This is a genomic window from Streptomyces sp. NPDC093094 (assembly GCF_044754345.1).
GTDB lineage: Bacteria > Actinomycetota > Actinomycetes > Streptomycetales > Streptomycetaceae > Streptomyces.
Genome location: NZ_JBIVOX010000024.1, coordinates 96,699 through 116,795, shown reverse-complemented (window position 1 = coordinate 116,795; position 20,097 = coordinate 96,699). Strand labels below are relative to the sequence as shown.

Here is a 20,097-nt window from a genome sequence, read left to right as displayed (position 1 = left end):
GGCGGGTGATCCCGCGCTCCGCGCGGGATGCCGGCGGACTCCGTCCGCCGGACTGCACCACTCCGTGGTGCAGTTGATCCGGCTGACGCCGGATCGGTTCCGTACTGGTCTGCTCCGCAGCCCTGTACGGAACCTGACGCACGCTCCGCGCGCGTCAGGGGCTGGCAGCAGCGGGGCGGCGGGTTTCGGTCAGCCTGAGTGTGCGTCATCATGACTGATGGATGACTTCTGGGCTCAGAATGCCCCACCGGCACGGCATGTGTGGCACAGCGTAGTAAATTCCGGTGCCCCGCCTCGGAGTTGGAACTCTCTGTCACGTACTCTCAAGAAGCAAATTGGCTTGTTCTGCTGGCGTGAATTCTGAGGCCATTTCATATCCGTACTAAAGACCGTAGAATTAAGGCAAGTTCGGCGGGGCGGCAAACCCGGCGGGCGGAAATCGATCTCTCAGCGAAAGTCAGAAAGGAATTACTGTGGCTCAGTTGAAGCCCGTTTCTCTGGACGTGTACGCGGAAGCCCGCGACGAGGCCCACCTGATTCTGTCCCGCCTTATGGCGCGGCTGACTCCGGGCGAGCATGTGGTCCGGCTGGCCGTCAGCATGGACGGCCAGAAGACCCTCACAGTCGTCCTGCCCGTCACGGTGGAGGGCGCGGACACGACGGACGCCCTGGTCGGCGTGGACCAGAAGCACTTCGACGACTTCGTGTTCCTGCTGACTGTGGGGCTGGCGCAGCCGATGAGCTGGGGCCTGATGTACCAGCGCTCCCCCGCCAGCGAGCAGGACGGCCCCGCCTACTCGATCCAGGCATGGGTCCTGGAGTGGGCCGCGCTGACCAAGTGTGACGCGGCCCTCGCCGAGGAACTGATCGGCGATGGTGAAGCGGCGTCGTTCGAGGACGCGTTCAGCGTCCACTCCGAGGACGAGGACGGCGAGACGATCTACCCGCCGGTGGCGTACACGATCCTCTGACAGTCTCCCTGCGGGCCGGGACAGCTCTCGGCCCGCGGGCGAGTCCCAGAGAGCCCCCTGGGCGGCGCGGAGCGTCGCGAACCTAGGCAGGGGCCGCCCGCGCAAGCGGGCGGCCCCTGCCGTCGTGCATCGCGTAGCGATGCCAGCGCCCGTCCCTCACGGGGCGCGTAGCGCCCCCGGGGTCTGCCCGCCGCGTAGCGGCGGCGCGACGAGTCTGCGGAGCAGACCGCGCGCAGGGAGAAGAGGGAGAAGAAGGGGAATGGGTGGGCGGCGTATTGCTGCGCCCTGGATGGCTGTGGGGAAGCTGGCGGGGAAACGGCGAATCCGGTGGGTCGGCAAACCCGTGCCGGAGCTTCCCCGCCAGCGTGCCTCCCTCAGCGGGTCAGCGGTCCCATCGTAGGGGCTGGCCGCGGGGCGGCACAGGGCGGGGCGCGGAGGCGGGCCGACGCGCAGGAGAGACAGGTGCCGGCCCCGGTCCCCCGGGGGCACGCGCCCGCCCGTTCCGCCCGCCCTTTCCCGTCCTTGTTTCTGGCTGTGGTGGAGCGCAGGGGTGTGCAGAGGGGGATGTCAGGCCCTGGCCACGCTCTGGTGGACCCGGTGACCTGCGGCGGCGCCGGACCCGCGTGGGGGTCCGCTCAGGAGATGTGGCAGGGGATGTTGCAGGAGATGTGGCAGGGGATGTTGCAGGTGATGCTGTCGCCGGGCGGGTTCGCCGGTTGTGGCCCGGGACGGTGCGCGGAGGCTGGCCGACGCGCAGCAGGGGATGGCTCCGTTTCGGTCCCCCGGTGGCACGCGCCCGCCCGTTCCGTCCGCCCTTTCCCGTCCTTGTTTCTGGCTGGGGTGGAGCGCAGGGGTGTGCAGAGGGGGATGTCAGCAGACCGACCATGCGGGACAGGGCGGTTGACCTGTGGGAACGGGGGCTGTGCCCGTGGGGCGCCGCAACCTCTGGCGCAACGTCTAGCGCAACCTCTGGCGCAACATGGTCGGGGCCTTCCCACCCCACCCAGCTTCCACTATTATTGAAGGTGTTGGGAGGGGTCCTCCCGACAGCCCCACACGCCGACGAAGGGCAAGACGTGGAGATCCAGATCTCTGACGGAATCGTCCGCCGAGTGCGAGGAGGCAAGGACGCACCCATGACCGCGCCCGCCGTCCGGGCCCGGGCCATCGCGGGCTTCCTGACCCTGCCGGGCCGGCGCGCCCAGGCCGCCATCGTCCACAACAAGGACGCCAACTTCACCGGGATCCGGTTCACGACGAAGGCCGGATGGGTCGTGCTGGAAATCCCGGCGGGCGACCAGCCCTACCGGCTCGTCCACGAACTCCCCGAGCCTGATACCTATGGGCGTACCGAGGTGGAGATGCAGCGTTTCCCGCAGGTCTACAAGCCTCGCGGAATCGCGCACATCACCATGGAATTCCTGCTGTCGCGGGGATTCCTGGACTGACCCTTCCGGGCGGCCCCGCCCCGGGGCCGCCCCTCCGGATCAACCGCACGGAAATCAGGGAGGAATGACGGTGGAGAACACGAGAATTCACGCGGACACCGAGGAGACCGGGGAGCAGATTTCGCAGGCGGAAAAAGAACAGGCCGCCCACGCGCTCGCCGAGCTGGTCCGCAGCCCGTCAGCCCCGGACGCTTCGATCATGCCGAGCTGCGATGTGGAGGCCATCCGGCCGGTGTTCGAACTGGGCTGGGCCATGGGGGTGCGCCACGGGCACACCGGCCCCGCTCTGGCCGGTGTGCCGGTGGACCGGGGCACGGTGGCGCGGGCGTTCGTCCTGCTGCCGTCGGAGCGGCCGGCCGCCTGCCTCGCGCGGGATGCGCACGCCGCCGGGCCGGTGGTGTGGCAGCGGGTGCGCTACCACGGCAGCCTGCGGAGCAGTCACGGCCTGTACTGGATCGGTGCGGTCCACGAGTACGCACTGGCATCCGGCGCGACCGAGCTGCGCTACGACCTGTGCAAGATCCGCGGCGACCGTCTGGAGACGGTCGTCACCAAGGTCCGGCGCCAGAGCCTGACCCCGTTACCGGAGTACCGGACCGGGGTGTGAAAGCACAGGTCAGGGGTGGGTTCACGCATCCCTAGAAACCACTATTATTGATGTTGTTCGGGGGGTGGGGCGGCCAGCCTCCGGCCCCGCCCCCCGGACCGCCCGAGCCGACACGCGAAGGGGAACCCGCATGACCCAGCAGTTCGCCGAGCGCGCCACCCACGTGGCCCCCACCGGCACCCGCAACGCCCAACTCCCTGATCTCGTCGCGATCCTGGAGGACCAGGGCCGCCGCAAGCTCGACGTGATCGCCCCCGCATCCGCTCTCCGGTTCGCCGGGGGGAACCTGCGCGTGCAGGGCGTGGAGTCCCTGATCAGCGCGGGCGGAGTCACGAAGGTCGACGGGATCTACCGGCCCACCGCCGTGGCCGACGAGCACGTCGCCGACAAGCTGCGCATCCCGCTCGCCTACCTGCGCCGCATGCGCACCGACAACGTCCCCCTCCTCGACGAGAACGTCAACGCCTGGCTCCGCAGCGAGCCGGAACGCCGCTTCATGCTCCGCGCGTTCCGGGGCAGCACCAGCCCGGGTGCGGCGCCTGCGGAGGGGGTGGCGCGGGCGGTGCTGTCCGACAGCTACAAGCTGATGGACAACTTCGACATGCTGCTCGCCGCGCTGGACGGGGTGAAGCGGTCCGGTCACCCCACCCGGATCACCGGGTGCGATCTGACCGACCGGCGCATGTACGTGCGGGTGGAGTCCGAGGCCGTCGCCGTGCAGGCCCGCAGCCTGCTGCGCGGCTACCGGTCCCCGTTCGACGGGCGCAGCGGCGACGAACTGCCTCTCATCTCGGCGGGGTTCGTGATCACCAACAGCGAGGTCGGTTCCGGCGCGTACACGATCACCCCGCGGGCGGTCGTGCAGGTGTGCCGCAACGGGATGACCGTCGCCAAGGACGTCATGCGCGCCGTGCACCTCGGCGGACGCCAGGACGAGGGCGTCGTGTCCTGGTCCGGCCAGACGCAGCGCCGGACGCTGGAACTGATCACCTCCAAGACCACCGACGCGGTGCGGACCTTCCTGTCGCGGGAGTACGTGGAGGCCACCGTGCGCGGGATGGAGGCCGCCGCCGGGACGGTGCTCGCCGAGCCGACGAAGACGATCGAGCACGTCACCAAGACCCTGAGCATCACCGCCGAGGCCAAGGACCTGATCCTGTCCCACTTCGTGCGGGGAGGGCAGATGACCGCCGGGGGCGTCATGCAGGCCATCACGTCCACCGCGCAGACCCTCCGCGACGCCGACCAGGCCGCCGCGCTGGAGGCTCTGGCCCTGCCCGCCCTCACCGCAGCCGCCGCGCACGGCTGACACAGCCCCCGTGCGGGCCGGGAACCCCGAGCCCGGCCCGCACGGGCCCCACCCAGCGCGCAACGCGCAGCGCGCTACGCACCCCGTCCGGTTCACGCCCGTGGCGCGCCATGCCTGCGCGCCGGCCCCGAGGAGGAGCCCCGCATGCCCGAGTACGCGGCAGGCCAGTACGTGTCCTGGACTGTGTGGGAGGGCAGCGTGGCGACCGTGGAAGTCATGGCCGCCGACCGGTCCCGCATCAGCTACCGGGCCGCGGACGACCACCGGGAGGCCGCCGAGGCCACCGTGCTCCGCACGCTCGCGGAACAGACCGCGCACCGGCGTCCCGCCACCGAGCATCCACCCACCGCCCCGTTCCCAAGGAGCGTGCTCTCTCATGCCTGAGGCGTACTACGAACTGCCCGAGACCTTCCCCCACACTCTCTACGACGTGGCCCGCGCCGCCTGTGAAGCACTCGGTGACCAGTGGCAGGTTCTGCCCGGGCACTGGGGCGTGACCGGACACCTGCGCTCCCCCGACCGGATTCCCTTCACCATCGGCGTCTGCGGGGCCGGGAGCCTGTACCTGCGCAACGACCTGCGCGGGAACAGCGCCCACCTCCCCGCAGCAGCCGAGAGCGATCCGGCTGTGATCGGGCAGGCCGTCGCCGACCTGATCGGCCACCTGTACTGACCGCCCCTCACCCCGCCGCGCCCCGCCTGCCGGTGCAGCACCCCTGCACCGGCAGGCGGAGAGAGGAATCGTCGTGAGCATCCCGGAACCGTGGCTGGCCCAGCCCGACACGAACATCACGGCCGCCGTCCACCGCACCGTCCACGCGGTCGGCGCCCTCATCCAGGCCCTCGGCGAGGGCACCCACACCCTCCACGCCGTCAGCGAGAGCACCGACGCCCCGTACGTCCAAGCCGAGGCGGACCTGTGCATTGGCATCCGCCCGGCCAACCTGGCCATCCTCGACCGGCGCGCCTTCGACGCCCTGTTCGCACTGCTGGTGTTCGCGCTGGAGGGCAGCACGCGTGGCACCGTGCTGATCGCCACGTCCGCCGCCGCACCCCGGCCCCGCGCCTGCGGCTGGACGCTACGCGACCGGTGGCTGCACCCCATGGACACCGCCGAACTGCGCCAGGCCGTCACCCCCTGCCCCGGCAACACCACGGCCGTGGAACGCGATGCCTACCAGGCTCCCGCCCTGCAAGCCCCCGACACCGACGCCGATGAGGAGTACCGCCATGGCTGACCAGGCCGCCGTCACCGCCGACGGCTACTGCACCCACACCGCCCCCCAGCCGGGCAGCATCCGCACCCTCAGCACCCAGGGCACCGGTCCGAAGTTCTTCCGTCTGCACGGCCGCCGCTACGGCACCTGCCCGTGCGGCCGGGAGATGTCCCTGACCGAACGCGGCAACCTGCGCCGCCACAAACCCCCGCATGCCTGATTCCCGAGCAGTCCGCCAGCCCGCTGACCCCGCACCCCCCTTTCCGTGAGGGGGGCGCGGGGGCGGCACCCCAGCCCGGTCCCCCGAAGGAGGCACATTCCCATGACGCACCCGAGCGTGACCGTCCCCACGCCCGCCGGCCCCGTGCACGCCACCGCCGGCCCCCGCCAGAGCGACGCGGTCGTCTTCGCCCTCGGCGGGGCGATGCGCGGCCACGTGCACGTCACCGGCACCCACCACCTTCACCACTGGGACCAGTTCACCGCCCTGCGCGCCAGCCTCGGCCCCTGCGACGCCGTCAAGGACAGCGCCCCCGACCACACGCTCCCGCGCCTCGCGCGCAGCCGTACCGGCTACCGGGGCCACCTGACCCTCCACCCCGGCACCCTCACCGACCGCCCCCAGGTGACGGCGTATCCGGTGGAGTCCGTGAACGGGCACACGCCGTCCGGGAAGACAGCCGCGACGCCGGCCGCCGTCCCGCGCGCCTGCGCCGACCACATCGCCCAGTCCCCCGAACTGCCGTCGCTCCTCACGGCGTCCCGGGAGCGGGACACTCCCGCACTGCTGCGCTTCCTGGCCTCATCGGCCGCCGGCCACCGGGCCGAGGCCGCCCGCCTCGAACAGCAGGCCCGCACCGCCGATGCGAACCGGCGCGCGGCCGTGGCCGCCTGGTGGACCGCCGCGCGCCTGTTCACCGTCTGTCCGCATCCGGTGCTGCTGGTGGTGCTCGCCGACTTCCACGGCTCCCTGTCACACACCGCCCACGTCATGTGCTGGCTCGGCCCGCACAGCCTCGCCTCAGCCGCCGAGGAACGCGAGCGGGCCCACCGCGCCCAGGCCGAAGCCGACTCCCTGCGCGCCCAGCACAGCCCCCGACGCCCCGCCGCCCCCACCACCGGCCCGGACACCCTCCCCCGCTGAGACCCGGACCGGCCGCATCACCGCAGGCCAGAGGTCGGTTCACACCACCAAGATGGCAACTATTATAGATAGTGCGGGAGGGGGTGCCGCTCCCCCACCCCCCTCCCGCACCCCGGCCGCCCTGCAGGACCGCCCCAGCCGCCGCACACCACACACCGCAGAAGAGGAGAGCGCGCCATCGCCACCTTCGGCCACGCCACGCCCGAGCGCTGCGCCCAGCTCGACCGCGCCCTCATGGAGGCCGGTCTCACCTTCAGCAGCAACGGCCGCCAGGGCTCCCCGCAGTTCCTCACCTATACCGTCACCGACCCCCGCGGCCGCACCTGGAAGATCAGCCCCGCCACCAACTTCCAGACCGCTCCCTCCAGTCCGGCACAGATCTGGCAGGCCAGCTGCGGCGAACTCGCCGCCACCACCCCGGTGCTGTCCGCCCGCAGCGTGAGCGCACAGATCAGGGACACCCCGTGAGCCTGCCCCCGTTCGGCTCTGAGGACTTCGAGGAGCGCTGCGAGACCTGCGCGGCCCCGCCGGGGCAGTTCTGCGAGCCCTGGTGCGACACCGGCTACACCGCCCAAGACCACCACCACGACACCGAACGCCGCGCACAAACCGGCGGCGCACCGCCCACCCCGCCGTACCAGCACCGCCCCGACAGCCAGCCTCAGAAGGAGCAGCCCCCGTGCCCCACGAACTGAGCACACCGGAGCAGTTCCATGCCTTCGCCGAGACCATCGCGCGTGAACTGGGCGCGCACTGGCGCACCGCGCCGGTCACCGGACACGAAGGCCGCCCGGGGCGGCGCCTCATGGACGGCGAGGGGGGCGTGCTGCTGCTGTACCGGCCCGACAATCACCGCCCCGAGCTGCTGAAGATCTCCCGGACCACCGCGCCCGCCCGGTCCCCGGCCCCGCAGGCGGAGGCCCGTGCCCGGCGCGCCGTCGCCCAGGCGGTGGCCGCCGCGCTCCCCGGCACCCGCACCGACGAACAGCCCCGCCAGACGCTGGTCACCCGGCAGGGGGCCGGGTTTCCGGCCGGGCGGCGCGCCGGCGTCACCGTCGGGCCCTGGGGAGACCGGGCGCAGACCGAGGGATCCGGCCGCCTTGGCGAGGCGGTCACGGTGCTGGTCGCGTTCGCCCGTGCCGTGACGACCGGCAGCGTCAGCATTCCCGGCGACGTCGCCGACGCGTTCACCGGCGCGTTCAGCGGCACCGTGACCGCCGACGTCGCCGCCGTCCTGGGCTGCGCCGAAGTCGACGCCCTCGCCGGCCTCCTGCACGCCCTCGGCGCCGAAGACACCGCCCGGGAGTGGACCGACGTCCACGCGCAGGACGACGAGCCGGGCGAGCGGCACTTTTCGGGGACCGTGCCCGCTGGCGTCTCCCTGGCCGCCGACCAGATGCGCTGGAGCCCTCCCCCCGTCCGTCCCGAAGAAGACGGGACGCCGGGCGAACCGGCCGGGGCACGCTCCGGACCGCAGGGGTGAAACGGCATGTCAGAGGCGGGTTCACACCTCAAGATATCCAACTATTATTAACGAGTGAGTGGGGCGTGCCGCCGACCGGCCCGCCCCCGCCCCACCGCCCCTGGCCTGAGGAGTTGTCATGCTGCGAGCCCTGCGCCGCGTCCTGCGACCGGCCCGTCCGATCCTGCCCGCCCGTCCCCTGAGCGCGGGGATGGCCGTCCTGCCGCCCACCGCCCGTGATGCGCTCGGCACGGAGACCACCCCAGGCGAGGCCATCGCCTACAACCGCAGCCGCGTCGCCACCGCGACCGCCCTCGCCCTCCACCGCAGCCGCACCGCCCCGCCTCTGACCGACCAGCAGCTGGACGACGCCGTCCGCGGCCTGGCCTTCCCCTATTCCCGGCCCAGCGGCGAGACCCGCGCCGCCATCCGCGCCGCCCTCGCCGTGCTGGACGCCGATCCCACCCTCACCCTCACCGACTGACAGCCCCCGCCCCCGGTGCGGGCCCTGTACGGCCCGCACCGGGGTGCCGGCAGCCAAGGGAGCCTGTCGCGTTCCTGGTCATTCCCGACCCCGCGCACGGCCTGGTCGCCGCCCCGCGCTCCCCCGCCGACCTCACCTCGGACACCGAAGACGCCCTCACCGCGCACGGGTTCACCTGGAACAGCACGATCGATGCCTACACCCGCGCCACCGACGCAGGCCCCGCAGCCGTCGACCGCACCGCTGGCACACTGCGCCGGCTCGGCCACTACGTCATCACCACCCACCACCCGCTGAACGCAGACCTGGAAGGACCGCGCCCATGAACTCTCCCGAACTGGCACGGCTGCTTTCCGCACCGACCCGACCCCCGGTCCGCGACGCGCTGAGCAGCCTCGCCCCCGCGAGTTTGGAAGCCCTGGTCATCGAGGCCGTCACGGCGGCCGAACATGCCTGGCAGCAGGTCGTCGTCGAGAGGGTCGAAGCGTATGCGGCACGGCAGGCGGGCGAGCGCCCGGTGCGGGCCGCATACTTCACCACCACCGAACGCCGCATCAGCGGCGACGTCTCCGTGGGATGGAACCTGACCGTCGCCGCGCTCGCCGACACCGACGACGTGCCCGACCTCCGTCCCGCCCGCACCACCGTCACGCCCGTCACCGCGGGCGGGGCAGGGCGGCGGGAACAGGAGGCCGCCGCCGACCCGGTGCCGGCCGCAGCCCTCACCAGACTCGCCGTCCTGGACCCGCCCGCCCACGGCGACATCCTGCGCATCCATGCGCCTACCCGCCGGGTCACCCGCATCACCCCCTGAACCGCCCGTTCTGCACGGGGCGCTGCGGCGCCCCACGAAGGAGGTATCCCGCTCATGGCTGTCCCGATCCTGTGCGAGGTGTGCCGCCGGGGCCGCTACAAACCCTGCGGCCCGGGACTGTACGCGTGCCGCTCCTGCGGCACCGTCAGCGCCGCAGCATCGTCCGGCGTGAACAGCGACGAACGCCTCACCGTGACCGCAGGCGCCCTGCACACCCCTCACCGTCCCGCCCGGCCACCAGGTGATCACCCCCACCCGGCGCAGCCACGCCCCGCACCTGGGCGCGAGCCTGGCGCTCGCGCTGCGTCTGAACCGGGCGCGTCCGGCCCGCGGCAGCGCCGTGGACGTCAGGGCCGCCGAAGACCTGCCGGCCCTTTCCGGCACCGACGCAGACGGCCCCTGGGTCCTGTCCCTGCACCAGCTGGACGTCCTCACCCGCGCGATGGACGCCCGCTACTGGCTTTGTTCACGAGAACGGGTTCTGGATCGCTTTCCGTGACGCGTGCACGGTGGGTGATGTTCGCTGGGAGACCAGTGAGACCGAAGGTGGGCCTCAGGTGCAGACGATGGGGCAGCCGCGTCGGATCGAGTGCTGTGCAGCACGCAGGAACAGTGCGACGTAGAAGGTTGTGTCCAGGTCCTTGGTCCAAGGTCCTGTGCGCGTAGTGGCCAGTTCCTTTGCTTGGTGCCTGAACCACGTGCTCAGGTCGAGGTTGTCGCATGTCGCCGGGGTTTCGGCTGGCAGATCGATGGCTGCCGCCAGCTTCTCGGCGAGCGGTAGTACCTGGGGAGCGCCGGCCACCATGGACTCGTGATCGTCGGACTCGATGGGCAACCAGATCTCCTCATCGAGCGAGAAGGGCACGAGCACGGTCCAGCCGCAGAGGATCTCCGATTCCTCCCGTGACAGATGCGTCTGACACAAGGCGAGGAACCCGGTCATATCGGGGGTCAGCTTTTCCTCGAAAGCTTGCCCCGAGCCAGGGGCGAAGTCCGTCTCTGCGGGGACGTCCTCGTACGGCGGCATGCCCCGCCGCCTGAGTTCAGCATTGAGCGCCGAAGCAACTTCACCCCATCCCTCCTCCTCGTCACCGAACCATTCCTCCGCGCCGACGCTCACCAGATAGACACCCATGTCGGGAAGCTATCGCGCGCATCTGACATCGATCAGTGAGCCAACAGGACTCGCTTGCGGAGAAGTGCGAAGCCGGCGCGGCCGAACATCTGGCGCTTGAGCATCTTGATCCGGTTGACGTGGCCTTCGACGACTCCGGAGTTCCAGGGCAGGGTGAGTCCGGCGATGACCGCGTCGCGGTCTCGGTCGATGCCGGCCGCGAGAGTGTGGAGGCTGGGCAAGTCGTCCTGACGGACAGCGTCGAGCCACTGCGGCAGCCGTTCGCCCTGGCGCTCGGTGAGCATCTGGGCGAAAGACCGGACGTGACCGGTCAGGGCATTGAGCTCGGGGCAGTTGGCCAGGACAGCCTTGAGCCGGAGCTGTTCGATCTGAGTCAGCGTCTCGGGTCGGCTGAGGATCCATCTCGTCACCACGCGGGGTGCCGGCGGTTGCGCGGTGACCGGCCGTGGCGAGGTTCGCTTCTCTCGCAGGTAGGCGCTGACCCGACCGTAGCTGCCGCGATAACCCAAGGGGACGATCTCTTCCCAGAGCTTCCAGGCGTTGGTGCAGCCCTCGTCCCAACGTTCGTCCAGGTAGGGCTTGTACTCGTCGAGGACGGAGGTCCTGCTGTGTTGCCACTGGCCGCGAAAGAGGTCTTCCGGCTTCGCAGCGTCCGCGAGGCTCTTGACGGTGCGGTGGGTCATCCGGAGCTGGCGCCCGATGGAGCGGCGGCTGTGGCCGGCTTCCAGCAGCGCGTGGACCGTGGCGTGCCGGGCCCGGACGCGGTTGGCGAACCGCTCGCTCCGCCATGGCGAGTCCTCCTTTTCCTCGGGCGGCGCCGGTTCGTCGGCTTTCGCCCCGCGATCGGGGACAAGAACGCGAAGACACTGGCGGTGGCGGGCGACAGCCCGCTCAGCAGCCTCGCCGAGGTTGTGCCACAAATGCCAGCGGTCGGCGACCTGCGTCGCCTGCGGTGCCCCCGCTGTGGTGCCCTCCGCGAAGAACGGCGCGCGGTCCCGGCAGACGATCTCGATCCCGGGTCGCTTCGCCAGCCATGCGGCCAGGCTGGACGCCTCTCGGTCAGGCAGCAGATCCACCGGCCGACGAGCCTCGACGTCGACGAGCACCGTGCCGTAGACCCGTCCTTTGCGTGTGGCGTACTCATCAACACCCACCACCCGCGGGGCCGGGACCGCGGGTTCGGGCAATGCGTCGAGCAGCCGCAACACCGCGCTGCGGCTGATGGACACCCCGAATGCCTGGGCCATCCGGGCGCCGGCCCGGCCGGCGAGGGCGAGACCCACCGCGGCCAGAGTCGCTCGTAACCGCTCCGTCCACCTGCTGTGCCGCCGGGTCAGCCCCGGCATCTGTTCAGCGAACGTCCGCCGAGCGCACGAAGGCTCCGGACAGAAGAACCGCCGGACTCGCAGTTGCAGGACCACCAGACGTCCCCCGCTCGGCACGTCCGCTGGAAACCGCAGGTAAGAGCTGTGCACCCGGGTCGACTGGCTCCCACAGTCCGGGCATGCCGCCCCGGCCGACGTACTGCAGACATCGATGCGTATCGCCTCATGACTCACGTCCAGCGACAGCACCGACACGTCCGCGATGGACGGTAACAACAGGCCCTCCATGGGAGGCGACGTCTCTTCCACGACGCCGCACTGTCGACCACACCAAGATCGGCCCCGGTCATTTTCAGGCAACTTCCCAGAGCCTGATCAGAGCACCAGCCGTCACTCAGCGTGCGCGCATCACGGAAAGCGAGCCAGAACCCGAGAACGAACAGCAGATGTTCACCACTTCAGGAGGCGCCTGAGGACCTGCAGAAATCAAACGCCCACCGGTGCCTCGGCACCGGTGGGCGGCCGAGTCGAGCTCGCCGGCTGTTACGGCAGCTGGTCCAGGACCCAGGTGGAGAGTTCCTCGGTGATCAGGGTGTGCGTGTCGCTCTGCGAGGCGAGCTTGACGGCGTGGAAGGGCGTCTCCTCCAGGTCCTCCTCGCTGATCGGGGTGTAGAGGTCGTCGTGGGTGGCCGGCTCCCGCAGGGAGATGGCGCTGACGGTGGGGACGAAGCAGTGCTCGCGGATCGGGTTGACGACACCGAAGCCCAGCACGGGCGGGAGCTCGTTCAGCGCGTCGGCGAGGATGCCGAAGCCGTGGAGGGTGCCGCCGGGCGCGCCGTCGATGTCGGGCAGAGCGCTGGTGCGGATCTCGCGGGTGGGCAGGGTGACGGTACGGAGCTTGGCCACCAGCTGGTCCTCGCCCTGGGACTGGGTGTACAGGGCGGTGCCGGTGATGGCCAGGCCCTTGCCGGTGAGGGCCTCGGCGCCGGGATGCACGCCGTTGCCGGCGCCGTCGCCGGGCCCGTTGGCGAGGGCGATCAGCCGCGTCTGCCTGCTCCGGGGCCAGTTGCCGACTTCCTCCAGGGCGCGCAGGAACGCCAGGCGCCGCTCGCTGGTGGCGGGCTTGTCCTTCCAGTCCGCGATGTGCTGCCAGAGCAGTTCCTGGGCGGCCGGGCTGTTGATCTGGTCCGAGAAGCGGGGGTCGAGCTTCTTGGTGTAGTGCGCGAACGCCTGGAGGGCGATGGGAATCCAGGCACCGGTGTGCGGGCTGTCCCAGGAGAAGTAGAGCTGCGCCTCGTGCTCGATGCCCTCCGTCTCCATCTTGGCGAGGGCATAGCGGGTGACCAGGCCGCCCATGCTGAAGCCGCCGACGGCCAGCGGATGGTCACCGTACCGGCGGTCGATCGCCTCGGTGACGGCCGCCATCACCGCCTCGGCATTCTGCAGGATCGACGCGCTGCGCTCGTGGTAGCCGACGAGAACGACGTCGCGGCCCCGGCGGCGGAGCTCGCTCAGGAGCGGAAACGGCCCGTGCTCCAGAAGTTCCCAGGTGAGGCTGAGGTCGCTGGGGCCGGTGCTGAAGCCGTCCGCCAGCAGGACCGGGCGGGTGAGCCCGCTGTTGCCCTCGCCGTGGTAGACCCAGGCGGTGCCGTGGGGGAGGTCCCAGACGTCGGTCGGCGGGGGCGGGATGCGGTCGGTCGTGCGCGGGCCGGGCGCCAGGACGATCGGGGAGGCGGACTGGAAGGCTTCGGCGGCCTGCTCCTCGGTGGTGCTCAAGGTGTTTCCTTCCGGAGAGTGCGGGGCGGTGCCCCATGTGGATGGCAGACCGGGTCCCCGGCTACGTGGTGTCGTGTCCGGGCCCGGCAGGACAACGACAGCACAGATTGTCACTCTCCGTATACCGCTAAATGCTTCAAGTTACTAACCCCTGGTGTGCGTAGCGCCGCCGCCGACCGGAAGCGAAAGGGACGCAATCGAACGGCTGCCAACTGCGATGCCTCCCGAAGTGGTGAACATCTGCTGTTCGTTCTCGTGAACAAAGCCACCCGCTACGCACTGCCGCCCTCCACGTCCCGGCAGCACCCGGACTTCGACGCCGGGATCCGCACCGCCCACCGGCTCAGCCGGCACCCGCCCGCCGCCTGAGCCTCCCGGGCCACCACCCCGGCTCCGTCCATGCTTACTCAGGCCCGATCAGACCCCGTTCGCATGGAGTTTACGCAGGTCAGGGGGTATCTAGCCCTCTCAAAAGATCGAACTATTATTGAATGTGTTGGGAGTTGGTCCCCGCCACTTCACCGCTTGCCGCACCCAGGAGGAGTACCGCATGGCCACCGCCGCCACGACCCCGACCGACACGCACAGCGAGCCCGCCGAAACCGCTCAGGCCGCCGAGGCGTTACCGCAGGCCGTCCTGCTGGACCCGGCGCTGCTGGTGCGCGACGAGTGCAACGCCCGCGAGCACGGCACCGAACCCGACGCCAAGCTCATCGCCTCCGTGAAAGAACTCGGCGTCGAGGAGCCCATCAGCGTCCGGCCCCGCCCCGACGGCACCTACAGCGTGTCAAGGGCCGGCGCCGCGCCCAGGCCGCCCAGATGGCCAACGCCACCGCCGCACACGACGGCCGCCCCGCACGGCAGGTGAGGGCGTACGTCCGCGAGGACCTGACCGGGCGGGACGGGTGGACCCGGCTGCTGTCGCTGGTGGAGAACGACCACCGCGAGGCCATGGGCGAACGCGACACCCTGCGCGCCCAGGAACTCGCCCTGATCGGCATGAACGACACCGACCGGCGCACCGCCGCCAAGGCCCTGCGCGTGGGCCGCAGCGCCGCCCAGCACGCAAAGGCCGCGCAGAAGCTCGACGACGCCGCCCTGCGCCGCACAGCGGCGGCGGGGATGGACCTGGAGCAGACCGCGCAGCTCGCCGACGTCGAGCACGTGCGCGGCGCCGAACACCGCCTCCTGCGCGCGCTGAAGCGCGACCAGGACGAGGGAGCGGGCGGGCGCGGGCACTGGGACCAGGAACTCGCGCTGCTGCGGGCCGAGCAGGCCGACACCGACGCCCGCGCCCAGGCCGAGGCCGAACTCCAGGCAGCGGGGATCCCGCTGCTGCGGCAGGCCCGGTACGGGCACAAGGACCCCTCCCGGCCGCTGGCCGAGCTGACCACCGGCCTGGGCAATCCGCTCGGCGAGGACAACCACCGGGGCTGCCCCGGACACAGCGCCCGGCTCGACGACGAACACCGGCCGGTCTGGCACTGCGCCGACCCGGCCGCCTACGGGCACAAGGTCCGGCCCCAGCCGAAGAAGCCAAGGACTGAGAACGACGAGGAGAGGGCGGCGGAGCGGGCGCGGATCCTGGCATGCAACCGGGCCTGGAAAGCCGCCGCGGGCCCCCGGCAGGAGTTCGTGAAGCGGCTCGTGCGCGGCAAGACCCTCCCGGAGGAGGCTCGGGTGTTCGCGCAGCAGACCCTGCTGGACCTGCCCCGCTTCTACGGCAAATGGGCCGACAGGCGCAGCACTGCCACCCTCGCCGCGCTGCTCGGCGCCCACGACCCCGCCAAAGAGACGCCTTCCGCGCTCGCGGCGCACCTGCCCAAAGCCCGGCTGGCGAACATGCTGTTCGCGCACGTGGCCGCCGCGTTCGAGGACGACCTCCGCGAACCGAAGAAGTTCGATACGGGCCGCATGACCCAGGTCTACCTGTGGGCCTCACCCGACCCGCTCCAGGCCGCCTACCTCCTGCTCCTGGAAACCCTCGGCCAGGCCGACCACGGCAGCTACCAGCTCTCCGAAGTCGAACAGCAGGCCGTCACCGCCCACCGCCCCCACACCACCGCAGCCTGACCCTCACCCCCCATGCCCCGGCCGGGCACACCCGGTGCCCGGCCGGTCCTCCTCCCCTGCCCTGAGAGAGGTCTGTCCATGTCCAGCACGTTCGACAACCGTCCGCGGATTCATCCGCGCCCTGCCCCGACGCGGCGGCCGTCGCCGCCGTCCAGGAAGCGGCCGCGCAGCGGCACGGCCGGGATCGACCGGGCCGCCCGCGACCGGATCGCTCCCGGCCGCCGGGCGCGCATCAACGACCCGCCGCGCCCGGCCTTTTCTGCGCCGTCTGACCGGCACCGCACCGGGCCGGGCCGCACCGGCAGCCGCACGGGCTTCCCGCCGGCCGGGCCCCGCCCGCCTGCTGCGCACCGACTCCCGCAACCGCTACCGGATTCCCGAGGACACCCGGCGCTACCGGATCCCCGGCAACGGCATCCCCATCTCCTGCCTGGACCTGACCGAGGACTGACCCGCACACCCCTCCCACGCCGACAGGCCGGGCGGCGACAGCCGCCCGGCCCCCGTCCTGAAAGGCATGCCATGACCGGCAACGAGCCCCCGACGACGACCGGCACGGACGCCGTCACCGAGGGACCTCTGACTCTGGCCACGCTGCGCCAGCTGGTACGCGACGACTGGCGCGCCCTGCCCGGCACCACGCTGGTGGTGCTCTCCCGCGACACCGAGGGCAACGGCTACTCCCCCTTCGCCACCTACAGCCACTCCCGCTACGCCCCCCTCTATGACGGGACGGCCGGCGAAATCTACCCGCCGGCCGGGGAGCTGGAACGGAGCAGCGGACTGCGCGAGCTGTTCCCGGACGTCCCCTCCGACTCCGTCGCAGCCCTGGTGCTGTTCCCGCTCGGCTGACCCCCGACCAACCGCCCGGGCGGGGACAGCCCGTCGAGGTTGTCCCCCCCCGAACCCGAAAGGCGACGGCCCACACCATGCCCGCCGACACCCCACCACAGCTCCCGACGCCGGTGCTGGTCATCACCGACAGCCACGACGACGACCCGATCGGGCTGCTGCCCAGCCCCGTCCCGCTGCTGCACCTGCCCTCACCCCTGTTCACCGCGAGCGAGTACCGGACGGCTGCGCTGGTGATCCTGGACGACCGCAGCTACCCCACCTTCCGCCTGCGCCACATGCGCCCCCGCCCCGGCCTCATCCTCGCCACCACCGACCCCGACCACGACGCCAGCGACGGGGGCGAGGGTGGGGACGTCCACGCCCGGGCCGCGGCCATCGGCGCGGAAGCGGTCGTCCAGGCCGCCGGACGCGGCATCGCCTGGCTCCACCTGCGCCTGCACGACGCCACCGGCTGCGCCCACGCCGACTGGGACGCCCTTCTGACCGGTCCGCCACGGCCCGACACCGGATCCGGATGACCACCGCCCCCAGCCAGCCCCGTCCCGCTGCTGCACCTGCCCTCCCCTCCCTGTTCACCACCCAGGAGTACCGGGCGGCTGCGCTGGTGATCCTGGACGACCGCAGCTACCCCACCTTCCGCCTGCGCCACATGCGCCCCCGCCCCGGCCTCATCCTCGCCACCACCGACCCCGACCACGACCACGACGCCGGCGACGGGGGCGGGGGCGGGGACGTCCACGCCAGGGCCGCAGCCATCGGCGCGGAAGCGGTCGTCCAGGCCGCCGGACACGGCACCGCCTGGCTCCACCTGCGCCTGCACGACGCCACCGGCTGCGCCCACGCCGACTGGGACGCCCTCCTCACCCACCCGCCCCGGCCCGACACCGGAACCGGATGACCACCGCCCCCAGCCAGCACCGCACGTGAAGGAGATCCCCCCTGTGATCAGTCCCGACCCGGCCACACCCGTAGGCGCGGCCGTCATCGCCCTGTACCGGCAGATGCAGGACCTTCAGGAGCGCACCGGCGAGTGGCCCGGTGCCGACACCGCCGGCATCCTCGGCCAGTGGCTCACCGGGTTCGACCTCCGCCAGGCCGACGGCCCCCTGCCCTCCGGCAACGGCCCACAGCCCGACAGCTTCCCGGACGAGGCGGCCTGCGCCGAGTTCAACGCCGCGGCCGTCTTCCACCCGATGGCCGGCCCCCACGACGAAGGCCTGCCCTGCATCGAGATCGCCGGCATCCTCGTCTTCGCCTACCTCGACCCCGACCTGCACGCCCTCCGCGTCTCGGTCCACCTCGACACCACCGACCACCGGATCGCCCCTCCCGGACAGACAGTCCCGCTGCACATAGAGGCCGAGGACACCACCCTCCACAGCAGCACCGCCCCCACACCCGCCGCCCGGGCAGCCACCTGACGGCAACGCCAACGGCAGCGGGCCGCCCGCCGGATGCGGCGCCGCATCCGCCCGGCGCAACGGCCGGGGAGGGACTGACCTCCGCCCAGAATCCAACTGTCACAAGCTGTAGGAGGAGTTCGTATGGGCCCGTCCCTCACCCACGTGTCCGGCACCGTGACCAGCGACGTCGAGTGCCGCTTCACCGACAGCGGTATCGCCGTCTGCCGCTTTAGCCTCATCGCAACCACCAGCCGGTGGGACGCCGCGTCCCGGCAGTGGCGGGACGGGGCCCCGATCGCGTACCTGTGCACCGCCTGGCGCGACCTCGCCCGCCACGCCACCGAATCCCTCACCCCCAAAGTGACCGTCCTCGCCACAGGCCGGATCACCGAAATCCGCGACAACACCCTCCACCTCAGCCTCGACGACCTCGGCATCAGCCTCCACCAGCGCATCGCCTACACCGAAACCAGCCTCCCCAGCCCCCACGCCGCAACCCCCATCACACCGCCCACCGCACCCCAGCCCACCACCACGACAGCCGCACCCGGCCCCGCCACCCAGCGCACAGGCCACCCACCCGCCTGGTGGGAGGAACAGCGACCCCACAACCGGACCCGCCCCGGCACCCCCGCAGCCGCCAGCCGCTGACCGCCCCCGGGCCCCGCCCCTGGTCCCCGCCGGACGAGAGGATCCCCATGCCCGGGCACATCGACTTCCACCATGTCACCCTGACCGCCCACCTTCAGGACGCCGACCACCCCCGCTCGCGATGGCCACCGGCAGCGAAAGGACCGAAACCCGGTACCTCGTTCAGTAGTTCATCCTGCCGCTGCTGCGCGCACAGCGTGCGGTTCATCCGGCCGCCCCAGTCCAGATGGCTGACGCATCGACCCAGCGGATCACCCGGATCGGCGGAGGTACTCGTCTGACAGGCAGCCGGCATCCGCGTCGCCGGTGGGGCACATGACAGGGTCTTCCTCATCACCGAACAGATAGACGGTCACCGTGCAGGTCACGCTGGCGGAGGTCAGCTCCAGAACGGAACCACGCCTCGCTGCGGCATCAGGAGCGGCAAGCTCGCCGTCTGCGGCGGATGCGTAGAACGCCCACGTGCCAAATTCCGGCGTCGCCATGTCACCACAGGTCGCCGCCGTGAAGCGCTCGCTGGTGAAGGTGTGATCCACATGGAAAACCAAAGACGCGCCCGCCCCGCTCACCCATCGGCCTTTCACCTCCTGCTCGGTAAGGTCCGCCGCATAGAGCCCCACTGCCAAGCCGCAGGACACCGTCAGCGCCATCGCCGTCACCGCAAGAACAACGGCACGCCCCACATGCACTCCCACAACCATCCCCTCACCAGGTCCCCGCAGCCGCTCCGGCCTTCACCTCACCATATATTGAACGCGTTCAAATCTGATCGGCCTGCACACCGGCAACCCTCGCTGCTCGCTCTACCGGGTGCGCCGACGCTGTTCCCACTCTCCGGCAACGGACGCAATCGCCCCGCCCCGCGCTCCACCCAGCGCCTCGCCCACGGCACCCGCACCAGCTCGCCCGCCACCTGACCTCGGTTCGCGGGCGGCACGCCATCGGCGTCAAACGAGATCCCGTCTACGGACGCACCCGGGCCTGGCGGCGCCCCCGCGCCGACGTCCGGCCCATGGGGGAGGAACTCCTCCCCACCGCCCCGGCCCGCGTGATCGACAAGCAGGACAAGCGCTTCGAGCAGAAGCGGAACGCCCTGTTCACCTGAACTGCCCTCCCCGATTCCGCCCGGCAGGACCGTTACCACCGGGCCCCGGCCGACCGCCCCCCTTTCCTTTCTCTGACTGGAGTTGCCGTGTCTTCGCCTGCCGCCCCTCGTGCGTCTGAAGCGCCCGACCTTGCCTCCTACGACCTGCTGGCGCCGCAGTTGTCCGGGGGCAAGGACAGTGCGGTGATGATGGCCGTGTTCATGGACGCCGCCCGGGCCGCGGGCGTGACCGACCGGGTGATCTCCTACCACGCCAACCTCGGCGTGCTGGAATGGCCGCCCGTTGTCTTCGGCGGGGTGCGCCATCCGGGGGTGGCC

The 20,097-nt window shown here is 71.3% G+C and carries 26 protein-coding genes; 22 read left to right on the top strand and 4 right to left on the bottom strand.

Annotated elements, in window-relative coordinates; all coding sequences use genetic code 11:
* Positions 1-473 precede the first annotated feature (473 nt).
* From ACIQGV_RS34995 to ACIQGV_RS34925, 15 genes are all read left to right on the top strand, one after another.
* A complete protein-coding gene (locus tag ACIQGV_RS34995; protein WP_402502255.1) occupies positions 474-971 on the top strand; it encodes a hypothetical protein in 498 nt (165 codons plus the stop codon).
* Between the two features lie 1,136 nt (positions 972-2,107).
* Positions 2,108-2,419 (top strand): hypothetical protein, encoded by a 312-nt coding sequence (locus tag ACIQGV_RS34990; protein WP_402502251.1) that lies wholly within the window; start codon positions 2,108-2,110, stop codon positions 2,417-2,419.
* Between the two features lie 64 nt (positions 2,420-2,483).
* Positions 2,484-3,026, top strand: a complete 543-nt coding sequence (locus ACIQGV_RS34985; RefSeq protein ID WP_402502248.1) for a hypothetical protein — start codon at positions 2,484-2,486, stop codon at positions 3,024-3,026.
* Positions 3,027-3,156: 130 nt separating this feature from the next.
* Positions 3,157-4,335, top strand: a complete 1,179-nt coding sequence (locus tag ACIQGV_RS34980; RefSeq protein ID WP_402502245.1) for a DUF932 domain-containing protein — start codon at positions 3,157-3,159, stop codon at positions 4,333-4,335.
* A 144-nt stretch (positions 4,336-4,479) separates the two neighbouring features.
* Positions 4,480-4,719, top strand: a complete 240-nt coding sequence (locus ACIQGV_RS34975) for a hypothetical protein (protein WP_402502242.1) — start codon at positions 4,480-4,482, stop codon at positions 4,717-4,719.
* Positions 4,712-5,008 carry a hypothetical protein gene (locus tag ACIQGV_RS34970; protein ID WP_402502239.1) on the top strand — a complete coding sequence of 99 codons (297 nt, stop codon included), beginning with the start codon at positions 4,712-4,714 and terminating at the stop codon, positions 5,006-5,008. The genes ACIQGV_RS34975 and ACIQGV_RS34970 overlap by 8 nt, the downstream gene beginning before the upstream one ends.
* 73 nt (positions 5,009-5,081) lie before the next feature.
* Entirely contained in the window at positions 5,082-5,573 is a 492-nt protein-coding gene (locus tag ACIQGV_RS34965) for a hypothetical protein (protein WP_402502237.1), read from the top strand.
* Positions 5,566-5,772: a hypothetical protein gene (locus tag ACIQGV_RS34960; RefSeq protein WP_402502232.1), complete on the top strand. Its 207-nt coding sequence runs from the start codon at positions 5,566-5,568 to the stop codon at positions 5,770-5,772. The genes ACIQGV_RS34965 and ACIQGV_RS34960 overlap by 8 nt, the downstream gene beginning before the upstream one ends.
* A 102-nt stretch (positions 5,773-5,874) precedes the next feature.
* Positions 5,875-6,696: a hypothetical protein gene (locus tag ACIQGV_RS34955; protein WP_402502229.1), complete on the top strand. Its 822-nt coding sequence runs from the start codon at positions 5,875-5,877 to the stop codon at positions 6,694-6,696.
* Positions 6,697-6,930: 234 nt separating this feature from the next.
* Positions 6,931-7,164, top strand: a complete 234-nt coding sequence (locus ACIQGV_RS34950; protein ID WP_402502226.1) for a hypothetical protein — start codon at positions 6,931-6,933, stop codon at positions 7,162-7,164.
* The gene (locus ACIQGV_RS34945; RefSeq protein ID WP_402502223.1) at positions 7,161-7,391 is read left to right on the top strand and encodes a hypothetical protein; all 231 of its coding nucleotides are present in this window, start codon (positions 7,161-7,163) and stop codon (positions 7,389-7,391) included. The genes ACIQGV_RS34950 and ACIQGV_RS34945 overlap by 4 nt, the downstream gene beginning before the upstream one ends.
* Positions 7,376-8,179 (top strand): hypothetical protein, encoded by an 804-nt coding sequence (locus ACIQGV_RS34940; RefSeq protein WP_402502219.1) that lies wholly within the window; start codon positions 7,376-7,378, stop codon positions 8,177-8,179. The genes ACIQGV_RS34945 and ACIQGV_RS34940 overlap by 16 nt, the downstream gene beginning before the upstream one ends.
* A gap of 118 nt (positions 8,180-8,297) precedes the next feature.
* Complete coding sequence (locus ACIQGV_RS34935) at positions 8,298-8,642, top strand: hypothetical protein (RefSeq protein ID WP_402502216.1); 345 nt, start codon at positions 8,298-8,300, stop codon at positions 8,640-8,642.
* Positions 8,643-8,964: 322 nt separating this feature from the next.
* A complete protein-coding gene (locus ACIQGV_RS34930) occupies positions 8,965-9,456 on the top strand; it encodes a hypothetical protein (RefSeq protein WP_402502212.1) in 492 nt (163 codons plus the stop codon).
* A 241-nt stretch (positions 9,457-9,697) separates the two neighbouring features.
* Positions 9,698-9,955 carry a hypothetical protein gene (locus ACIQGV_RS34925; RefSeq protein WP_402502208.1) on the top strand — a complete coding sequence of 86 codons (258 nt, stop codon included), beginning with the start codon at positions 9,698-9,700 and terminating at the stop codon, positions 9,953-9,955.
* 54 nt (positions 9,956-10,009) lie between these two features.
* Here the strand turns inward: ACIQGV_RS34925 and ACIQGV_RS34920 are convergent, their stop codons facing one another.
* The 3 genes from ACIQGV_RS34920 to ACIQGV_RS34910 form a co-directional block, all read right to left on the bottom strand.
* Positions 10,010-10,591, bottom strand: a complete 582-nt coding sequence (locus ACIQGV_RS34920) for a hypothetical protein (RefSeq protein WP_402502205.1) — start codon at positions 10,589-10,591, stop codon at positions 10,010-10,012.
* A 32-nt stretch (positions 10,592-10,623) separates the two neighbouring features.
* On the bottom strand, positions 10,624-12,204 hold the full coding sequence (locus ACIQGV_RS34915; RefSeq protein WP_402502264.1) for an ISL3 family transposase: 1,581 nt from the start codon (positions 12,202-12,204) through the stop codon (positions 10,624-10,626).
* A gap of 255 nt (positions 12,205-12,459) precedes the next feature.
* A complete protein-coding gene (locus ACIQGV_RS34910) occupies positions 12,460-13,692 on the bottom strand; it encodes an esterase/lipase family protein (RefSeq protein ID WP_402502202.1) in 1,233 nt (410 codons plus the stop codon).
* 550 nt (positions 13,693-14,242) lie between these two features.
* Here ACIQGV_RS34910 and ACIQGV_RS34905 point away from each other — a divergent pair.
* From ACIQGV_RS34905 to ACIQGV_RS34875, 7 genes are all read left to right on the top strand, one after another.
* Complete coding sequence (locus ACIQGV_RS34905) at positions 14,243-14,560, top strand: hypothetical protein (RefSeq protein ID WP_402502199.1); 318 nt, start codon at positions 14,243-14,245, stop codon at positions 14,558-14,560.
* Entirely contained in the window at positions 14,512-15,765 is a 1,254-nt protein-coding gene (locus ACIQGV_RS34900; RefSeq protein ID WP_402502196.1) for a hypothetical protein, read from the top strand. Before ACIQGV_RS34905 ends, ACIQGV_RS34900 begins: the two co-directional genes overlap by 49 nt.
* Positions 15,766-16,287: 522 nt before the next feature.
* A complete protein-coding gene (locus tag ACIQGV_RS34895) occupies positions 16,288-16,617 on the top strand; it encodes a hypothetical protein (RefSeq protein WP_402502193.1) in 330 nt (109 codons plus the stop codon).
* A gap of 77 nt (positions 16,618-16,694) precedes the next feature.
* A complete protein-coding gene (locus ACIQGV_RS34890; RefSeq protein WP_402502190.1) occupies positions 16,695-17,138 on the top strand; it encodes a hypothetical protein in 444 nt (147 codons plus the stop codon).
* Positions 17,135-17,518 (top strand): hypothetical protein, encoded by a 384-nt coding sequence (locus ACIQGV_RS34885; RefSeq protein WP_402502187.1) that lies wholly within the window; start codon positions 17,135-17,137, stop codon positions 17,516-17,518. The genes ACIQGV_RS34890 and ACIQGV_RS34885 overlap by 4 nt, the downstream gene beginning before the upstream one ends.
* Positions 17,519-17,561: 43 nt before the next feature.
* Complete coding sequence (locus ACIQGV_RS34880; protein ID WP_402502184.1) at positions 17,562-18,041, top strand: hypothetical protein; 480 nt, start codon at positions 17,562-17,564, stop codon at positions 18,039-18,041.
* Positions 18,042-18,164: 123 nt separating this feature from the next.
* Positions 18,165-18,674 (top strand): single-stranded DNA-binding protein, encoded by a 510-nt coding sequence (locus tag ACIQGV_RS34875; protein ID WP_402502181.1) that lies wholly within the window; start codon positions 18,165-18,167, stop codon positions 18,672-18,674.
* A gap of 251 nt (positions 18,675-18,925) precedes the next feature.
* On the opposite strand, the gene ACIQGV_RS34870 is transcribed toward ACIQGV_RS34875, so the two are convergent.
* Complete coding sequence (locus tag ACIQGV_RS34870) at positions 18,926-19,324, bottom strand: hypothetical protein (protein WP_402502178.1); 399 nt, start codon at positions 19,322-19,324, stop codon at positions 18,926-18,928.
* Positions 19,325-20,097 lie beyond the last annotated feature (773 nt).

Coding starts and splice junctions, on each gene's coding strand:
- ACIQGV_RS34990 (WP_402502251.1), top strand. CDS start 2,108: ATGACCGCGCCCGCCGTCCGGGCCCGGGCCATCGCGGGCTTCCTGACC.
- ACIQGV_RS34985 (WP_402502248.1), top strand. CDS start 2,484: ATGACGGTGGAGAACACGAGAATTCACGCGGACACCGAGGAGACCGGG.
- ACIQGV_RS34980 (WP_402502245.1), top strand. CDS start 3,157: ATGACCCAGCAGTTCGCCGAGCGCGCCACCCACGTGGCCCCCACCGGC.
- ACIQGV_RS34975 (WP_402502242.1), top strand. CDS start 4,480: ATGCCCGAGTACGCGGCAGGCCAGTACGTGTCCTGGACTGTGTGGGAG.
- ACIQGV_RS34970 (WP_402502239.1), top strand. CDS start 4,712: ATGCCTGAGGCGTACTACGAACTGCCCGAGACCTTCCCCCACACTCTC.
- ACIQGV_RS34960 (WP_402502232.1), top strand. CDS start 5,566: ATGGCTGACCAGGCCGCCGTCACCGCCGACGGCTACTGCACCCACACC.
- ACIQGV_RS34955 (WP_402502229.1), top strand. CDS start 5,875: ATGACGCACCCGAGCGTGACCGTCCCCACGCCCGCCGGCCCCGTGCAC.
- ACIQGV_RS34950 (WP_402502226.1), top strand. CDS start 6,931: ATGGAGGCCGGTCTCACCTTCAGCAGCAACGGCCGCCAGGGCTCCCCG.
- ACIQGV_RS34935 (WP_402502216.1), top strand. CDS start 8,298: ATGCTGCGAGCCCTGCGCCGCGTCCTGCGACCGGCCCGTCCGATCCTG.
- ACIQGV_RS34930 (WP_402502212.1), top strand. CDS start 8,965: ATGAACTCTCCCGAACTGGCACGGCTGCTTTCCGCACCGACCCGACCC.
- ACIQGV_RS34920 (WP_402502205.1), bottom strand. CDS start 10,591: ATGGGTGTCTATCTGGTGAGCGTCGGCGCGGAGGAATGGTTCGGTGAC.
- ACIQGV_RS34915 (WP_402502264.1), bottom strand. CDS start 12,204: ATGGAGGGCCTGTTGTTACCGTCCATCGCGGACGTGTCGGTGCTGTCG.
- ACIQGV_RS34905 (WP_402502199.1), top strand. CDS start 14,243: ATGGCCACCGCCGCCACGACCCCGACCGACACGCACAGCGAGCCCGCC.
- ACIQGV_RS34900 (WP_402502196.1), top strand. CDS start 14,512: ATGGCCAACGCCACCGCCGCACACGACGGCCGCCCCGCACGGCAGGTG.
- ACIQGV_RS34895 (WP_402502193.1), top strand. CDS start 16,288: ATGACCGGCAACGAGCCCCCGACGACGACCGGCACGGACGCCGTCACC.
- ACIQGV_RS34890 (WP_402502190.1), top strand. CDS start 16,695: ATGCCCGCCGACACCCCACCACAGCTCCCGACGCCGGTGCTGGTCATC.
- ACIQGV_RS34885 (WP_402502187.1), top strand. CDS start 17,135: ATGACCACCGCCCCCAGCCAGCCCCGTCCCGCTGCTGCACCTGCCCTC.
- ACIQGV_RS34875 (WP_402502181.1), top strand. CDS start 18,165: ATGGGCCCGTCCCTCACCCACGTGTCCGGCACCGTGACCAGCGACGTC.
- ACIQGV_RS34870 (WP_402502178.1), bottom strand. CDS start 19,324: ATGGCGCTGACGGTGTCCTGCGGCTTGGCAGTGGGGCTCTATGCGGCG.